Consider the following 4,540-nt stretch of genomic DNA (forward strand, 5'->3'; position numbering starts at 1 on the left):
CAATTCAACGCTTAATGGAGGCTAGATAACGCCGAACCCTTGACTGCAAATTCGTCCGTCAAAGCGGGGCAATCTCAGTGTGCGTAGCCCCAGGTACGCCAGACGCCGAGTGATGCGCCGTTCAGCGACAGCTCGAAGCGGGCGCCATTCACTAGATTGTTGATGCGGATCTGCTGCGCGCCCGCGTATGCCGGGTCGATGCCAGGGGTGGGAAGCGGATTGGGCGGAGCGATGGTGTCGTAGGCCAAGGAGGGTGGACTCCGATCCTTGCACATCATCGCCCACGCGCGCACCTGCTCGCCGAGGCCGTAGTCGGGCGTCACGTCGATGCCCTGATGAGGTGCTGCCCCCTTGACCTTGCCGACTTCGACGCCGTTGGCGGTGATCCATACATCGCAACCGGTCAACAGATTGTTGATCCCCGTGCGTGAGCCGCACTGGTAAACTGGCGCCGGATCGATCTGCGGTCGTGGTGGCCCGTCAGGAAAGTCCTGCGTGTGGTCGCGTACGGTCACGGCAACGGACCAGCCGCTCGTCAAGCCGTTCGCCTTCTGCCGCGCGCGAATGACGTCGCCAGCCGCGAGCGCGGCCGGCAGGCTGAGGATTGCTCCCTGCGGTTGTGGAAAGCCGCCCGGCACGCCACTCAACAAAAGCGCGCCGTTGCGTTCAACATCGAGCGTGGCCCCGGGATCGAACCCGAGGATCACCAGCGCTTTAGCGCACTGATACAGCGGCTCGCCGACGATGGGGGGTGACAGAAAGCGCGTTTCCTTGAGCTTGAGTCGCTCGGTCGGTACTTCGGCCATGGTGCTGGTCCCCCCTTGTGCCCGGGATCGCAGCGGTCCGCGTGGGCGACCTTATCGCCGGCCCGAACCGAGCTCCGTTCTCACGTCGTTGCCGTCGAATGCTGGTGACGCGCCAAATCCTCAATGAGTTTAGGCGATACGCCGCCACACTTCCTCCCCATTTAGGGAGGTACCCTCGACAGTCAATCAGATCGGCGGCGCCAATCAGGACCAACCAGCATCTGCAGAGAATGGTACTGACTACCGTGGAGCGCGACAATTTCAGTGTCCGGCGGACAAGATAGACGAAGCTATCCAGCCTCCCGCCATTCGCAAAAATCCTTCGCGTAGAGATCAGCGCTCTGATCCAGGTCGCCCGTCGCTGCATAGATCAACGGCTGGCCATCCGGGATGAGCACCGCTCCATCGACCACTCGGCCCATCACTAGCCGATGATCCCCCGCCTCGACGTCGCTGACTAGCTGACAGTCGAAATAAGCCAGCGCCCCATGTAACAGCGGTGCGCCCGTCCGGCCTGCTCGCCAGGGTATCCCCGCGAGCTTGTCGACCGTGCGGCCCGATTGTGTCCCGAAGTGCTCGGCCAATGCCTGCTGTTCCGCCCGCAAGACATTTATTGCGAACACCCGCCCACCCTGAAGAATCCTGTACGACGCATGCGCCGGATTGATGCTGACCGCGAGAAGTAACGGGCGAAACGAGACTTGTACGACCCAACTTGCCGTAAATGCATTCCGGCGATCGCCGTCCGCAACGCCGATCACGTGGACGCCTGTCGTCAGATGCCTGAAAAGGTTTGCGATGCCGTCACTCATAGCGCTTCATCTTTGGCTCCCGTATCCTGCGAGCCGGGTTCGCTGCGACGAACAGGAGCCAGGCCGCAACCGGGCCTCACGGGTCCCGATTCCCTTCCCCGCTGGATATCGACAGCGACCGCCTGGCGGCTACCACGTCGTATCGTATCGCCGCCCTAGCTACCTTGCAAATGCACCGTGCCGATTGTCCTTGGGCCGCCTGTTGCCCCACGAAGGACACATGCCGACCCGCTTCCGCCATTTGCGCCGCGCCCATCTCAGCGGCAGTTTTCGCAATATCAGCGGCCATTCATGCCGACACTCGACTCCAGACGTTGACGTCGACGAACTCCTAAAACGAAGTTTCTTGAGCGTCAGACGCCACCAACGGCCTTCACGTACGCGTGATCGATGCGCCGCCATCGACCAGCGACGCGGTTCCGGTCACGAAGGACGAGTCATCGGACGCGAGATAGAGCACCGAGCGGGCGAGTTCTTCCGGCCGTGCGACCCGCTTGAGCGCATGCAGTCCGGTCACGAAGGCCTGCGACTCGGCCGTATCGTTCATGTCGCGATACATGGGTGTGTCCACAGCACCGGGCAAAATCGCGTTGACGCGCACACCTTGCGGCCCATACTCGGCAGCGAGCGCCTGCGTCAAACCAATTAATCCGGCCTTGCTCGCAGCGTATGCCGCAGTCCCCGGAAAGGCGAATGAGTAGCCGACGAAGGTCGACGTGAAGATGATTGATCCACTGCCCTGCTTCAGCATTTCAGGGATCTGATGCTTCGCGCCCAAAAAGGCGCTCGTCAGATTGGTTGCCAATGCGGCCGACCAGCCTGCCTCTGACACGCCCGTTGTCGGGCCCATTTCGCCCAGAGTGCCGGCGTTGTTATAGGCGATGTCAAGGCGGCCGAAGCGGCTAACGGCGAGTGCGACCAGCGCTTTCGCGAAGTCCTCTGACTGCACGTCGCCTGCCAGAAACGCGGCCTCACCGCCTTCGCTGACGATCTCGGCAGCGAGCGTTGCAAGTTCCGCTTCACGGCGCGCCGCGATCACCACTTTTGCGCCTTCCGCGGCAAACAGTTTTGCGGTGGCACGGCCAATTCCCGCACTGGCGCCAGTCACGATCGCGACTTTTCCTGTCAAGCGTTGCATGTTCAATCTCCTGCTGCAGTTTGTTGGCCAGGGCCCAATGCCTCGGTCCATGGGAAGCAATATATGCTTCAGTGGCAAATGCAGAAAGGACCAAAAGATAGGTATATCATTCAGTATTTGTGAATGATCGGGCAGGTCTATGGATCGGCTTCGCGCTTTTGAGGTCTTCGTGACCGTGGTGAGCCGCGGCAGCTTCACGCGCGCAGCCGATGCGCTCGAGACATCGCCCGCCAACGTGACCCGCTACGTGAATGAGTTGGAAGCCCATCTCGGCACACGCCTGCTGAATCGCACTTCGCGCAGACTTTCTCTCACTGAGGGCGGCGAAACTTTTTACGCCCGCTGCAAATCTATCCTCGACGACGTTGCCGAGACCGAGGGTCTTGTGTCATCTGCGTCGGTCGAACCGCGCGGCCGACTGCGCATCAATGCGCCCGTGAGCTTTGGCATTCTGCACCTGGCGCCGCTATGGCCCGAGTTCATGCGGAGATTTCCTGAAGTGGAACTCGACGTTGCGCTGATTGACCGCGTCGTCGACATCGTCGATGAAGGCTACGACCTCGCCATTCGCATCTCACACGCCGGTTCGACTAACCACGCAGCCCGCAAGCTGGCGACATCGAGAAACATCCTGTGTGCGTCGCCAGCTTATCTGGCGCGTTGCGGATACCCCGCAGCGCCAGCGGACCTGATTGAGCATCGATGCATCGGCTATTCGTACGCGGCCACCGGCGACGAGTGGCAACTGATCGACAGTGAGAGGAAGCCTCACGCCGTGCAGGTCAACTGTCACATGCATACCAACAATGGCGACACTGCGCGCGCAGCAGCGCTCGCTGGGCAAGGCGTGATCTGGCAACCCACGTTTCTGGTCGGCAACGACCTGCGCGCCGGCAAGCTCGTTCAGGTGTTGCCTGAGTATCGCTTGCCTGACATCGACGTACTTGCGTTGTACTCAAGCCGTCGGCACCTGAGCGCCAAGATACGCGTGATGATCGATTTCCTGGTGGATGCGTTCAGCGGACTGCCCCCATGGGATCGGGATGACGGAGATTGAGCGGGTGGCACGTGGAACAATCGCCGAGCAAGACCCGAGTGCAAAGTACAGTTTCCTCGGACGATATGCATCGCAGCAGAGATACGTTCGTCGAAGTCGGCATAGCGATCAGAGTGTCTCGGAGCATCTTCCGGCTACAGCGCCAACGTGATGGTATGGTCCGACTGATGGAATCGAACGAGCGGCATGTCATCGGCCTGGACAGGAATTGGGGTTGCCGCTCACGGGTCGTTGATCGTTTCGTGCTCCGCTGGGACCAGAATCTCGAGCAACTCGCAGTCGTCCGACCCACCGACGACGGTGTGGTGGATGCCTGGCGGCTGAACCCAGCACGACCCAGCCATCAGTCGCCGCGGTCCAATGCCCTCGAAGTCGGTCTCGAACCAGCCCTTCAGGCAGTAGACCAGTTGGAACTGCACGTTGTGATGATGCCGAACGCTAAGTTCCGGCCGGTACGGCGCGATCATGCGGATCACGTGTGCTTCAGCAAGCCCGTTGGTTGCCCCCGCAACTCCCAGGTCCCGGTAAGCTGAGTAGTCGCGCAGGCCACCGGTCTTGAAGTCGGCCTCGGTGTAGTGGCTGATGACGAAGCGCTGCGGCGCGTCGGGAAGATAACGTTCCATTCGCTCCTCCGAAATCTTTACAGGGGGCGGTTTCAAGCCGAAGTGCAACAGGGGGGTTAATGTTTAGCGTTTTGAGGTTGGGTTGCTGAGGCGAGCGTGGCGGC

At 61.0% G+C, this 4,540-nt stretch carries 5 protein-coding genes; 1 reads left to right on the forward strand and 4 read right to left on the reverse strand.

Features of this window, described 5'->3' with window-relative positions; translation table 11 throughout:
* Positions 1-74 precede the first annotated feature (74 nt).
* The 3 genes from AWB81_RS40675 to AWB81_RS40690 all read right to left on the reverse strand — a co-directional run bounded on the left by AWB81_RS40675 (position 75) and on the right by AWB81_RS40690 (position 2,756).
* The gene (locus tag AWB81_RS40675) at positions 75-806 is read right to left on the reverse strand and encodes a hypothetical protein (RefSeq protein WP_062644056.1); all 732 of its coding nucleotides are present in this window, start codon (positions 804-806) and stop codon (positions 75-77) included.
* Between the two features lie 290 nt (positions 807-1,096).
* Positions 1,097-1,618, reverse strand: coding sequence for a flavin reductase family protein (locus tag AWB81_RS40680; protein ID WP_062644059.1), 522 nt, complete (start codon positions 1,616-1,618; stop codon positions 1,097-1,099).
* 373 nt (positions 1,619-1,991) lie between these two features.
* The gene (locus AWB81_RS40690; protein WP_062644063.1) at positions 1,992-2,756 is read right to left on the reverse strand and encodes an SDR family oxidoreductase; all 765 of its coding nucleotides are present in this window, start codon (positions 2,754-2,756) and stop codon (positions 1,992-1,994) included.
* A 139-nt stretch (positions 2,757-2,895) separates the two neighbouring features.
* On the opposite strand from AWB81_RS40690, the gene AWB81_RS40695 reads away from it, so the two are divergent.
* On the forward strand, positions 2,896-3,813 hold the full coding sequence (locus tag AWB81_RS40695) for a LysR family transcriptional regulator (RefSeq protein WP_062644065.1): 918 nt from the start codon (positions 2,896-2,898) through the stop codon (positions 3,811-3,813).
* A gap of 221 nt (positions 3,814-4,034) precedes the next feature.
* On the opposite strand, the gene AWB81_RS40700 is transcribed toward AWB81_RS40695, so the two are convergent.
* A complete protein-coding gene (locus tag AWB81_RS40700; protein WP_062644067.1) occupies positions 4,035-4,436 on the reverse strand; it encodes a cupin domain-containing protein in 402 nt (133 codons plus the stop codon).
* Between the last annotated feature and the right edge of the window lie 104 nt (positions 4,437-4,540).

It is taken from the genome of Caballeronia arationis (assembly GCF_001544975.2).
Classification (GTDB): domain Bacteria; phylum Pseudomonadota; class Gammaproteobacteria; order Burkholderiales; family Burkholderiaceae; genus Caballeronia; species Caballeronia arationis.